This is a genomic window from Mesorhizobium sp. WSM4837, assembly GCF_055811435.1.
Genome location: NZ_JBVVQE010000179.1, coordinates 1 through 2,000, shown reverse-complemented (window position 1 = coordinate 2,000; position 2,000 = coordinate 1). Strand labels below are relative to the sequence as shown.

The 2,000-nt window shown below is 62.6% G+C and carries 2 protein-coding genes; both read left to right on the top strand.

Annotation, left to right across the window (positions count from 1 at the left end; genetic code table 11):
* A partial coding sequence (locus tag AC0L3D_RS36505) for an ATP-binding protein (RefSeq protein ID WP_473647515.1) occupies nt 1-431 on the top strand: 431 nt, incomplete at its 5' end.
* Between the two features lie 96 nt (nt 432-527).
* On the top strand, nt 528-1,883 hold the full coding sequence (locus AC0L3D_RS36500) for an IS30 family transposase (RefSeq protein WP_473647514.1): 1,356 nt from the start codon (nt 528-530) through the stop codon (nt 1,881-1,883).
* Nucleotides 1,884-2,000 lie beyond the last annotated feature (117 nt).

Sequence of the window (2,000 nt, the reverse complement as noted above, 5' to 3'; positions counted from 1 at the left end):
GCGTCGGCAAAAGCTGGCTTGCCTGCGCTCTTGGCCACCAGGCCTGCCGCGAAGACTTCTCAGTCGCCTACCACCGGGTTCCCAGACTGTTCGCCGCCCTCGCGCTTGCAAGAGGCGACGGGCGATACGGCAGGATCCTCAAATCTCTTGCCAGGACCGACCTGCTGATCCTCGATGACTGGGGACCGGAAAAACTCAATGATGACCAACGCCGCGATCTCCTGGAGATCATTGAGGATCGCTACGAACGACGCTCAACCATCGTCACAAGTCAGGTACCCGTGGATCGCTGGTGGGAGATTATTGCAAACCCAACTTTGGCCGACGCCATCCTGGATCGCCTCGTTCACAACGCCTATCGCATCGATCTCACTGGTGAAAGCATGCGAAAACAGCGCCCGCCGATCGCCCCCGAAAACACCGAAGCTTGACCTGAAACAAAACCCAACCCAAACATCAACGAGACCCAGGATCAGACCGAAAACTGGCCGCCTTCAAATCGGAATGGTGGCCGGAATGAAATCGGAATGACTGGCCGGCTTCAAATCGGAATCGGTGGCCGGCTTCATCGGAATACGCAGGCGGGGCGCGATGAACAGATTAGATTCTGGCGGGCGATCGCTGCGGGGCTGAGCAGCGAAGATGCTGCGCTCGGAGCCGGAGTGTCGCAGCCTGTAGGAACCAGATGGTTCCGAAAGGCGGGCGGTATGCCACCAGCGATGTTCAGATCCTCGGCGAAGCCGCTCTCCGGGCGGTACCTGTCATTGGTGGAGCGCGAGGAGATCGCACTTCTCAGGGTACAGGGCCATTCCATGCAGGAGATTGGGCGCCGGCTCGGTCGATCAGCATCGACAATCTCCCGTGAACTGCGGCGCAACGCGGCCACCCGCAGCGGCGGGTTGGAGTATCGGGCGACGACTGCTCAGTGGCATGCGGATCGATCGGCCCGTCGGCCCAAGCCGACCAAGCTTGCGTTCAACGCAACCTTGCGCACTTATGTGGAGGAGAGACTTGCTGGCGTTGTCGTGGCCCCGAGCGGCGCTCCCGTTCATGGTCCCACCGTTCCGTGGAAGGGCCGCCGGCATGGCCCGCGAAAGGATCGGCGATGGGCCAGGGCCTGGAGCCCGGAGCAGATTGCCCGACGCTTGCCGATCGACTTCCCGGACGACAAGACGATGCGCATCAGCCACGAAGCCATCTATCAGGCCCTCTTCGTTCAGGGCCGCGGAGTGCTGCGCCGCGAGCTGACGGCCTGCTTGCGAACAGGACGTGTATTACGGGTCCCCAGGGCGCGCGTACGTAGGCGAGGCAAGGGCTTTGTCTCACCGGAGATCATGATCAGTCAGCGTCCCGCCGAAGCGGCCGATCGAGCGGTGCCGGGACATTGGGAGGGAGACCTCATCCTCGGTCTTGGCAGCTCGGCGATCGGCACGCTGGTCGAGCGCACGACGCGCTTCACGATGCTACTGCATCTTCCCCGGCTTGCGGGGCATGGCGAAGCTCCGCGCACGAAGAACGGGCCTGCGCTCGCGGGACATGGAGCTGAGGCCGTGCGTGACGCGATTACGCGCACCATCATCAGCTTGCCCGAAGAGCTACGCCGTTCGCTGACCTGGGATCAGGGAGCCGAAATGGCCCAGCACGATCGTCTCACGATCGATGCGGGTGTCCAGGTCTACTTCTGCGATCCGCAAAGCCCATGGCAGCGCGGAACCAACGAGAACACCAATGGGCTGCTGCGTCAGTACTTCCCGAAAGGCACCGACCTGAGCATCCACAGCGCCGACGAGATCGCCGCCGTGGCAGCGGCCCTCAATGCCCGGCCGAGAAAGACCCTGGGTTGGAAAACGCCGGCAGAGGCGCTTGACGAGTTGCTGCCATGAGTGAACACAATCGGTGTTGCGACGACCGCTTGAATCCGCCTTGAACTCCGCGGTCGGAATGATGGACGAGGCCCCCTGGCTCGGGCTGGCGGTTAGCGATGGCCATCTCGAGAGCCT

What these genes read in the sequence shown, in the direction of transcription:
- AC0L3D_RS36500 (WP_473647514.1), top strand. Translation starts at nt 528, where the DNA reads ATGACTGGCCGGCTTCAAATCGGAATCGGTGGCCGGCTTCATCGGAAT.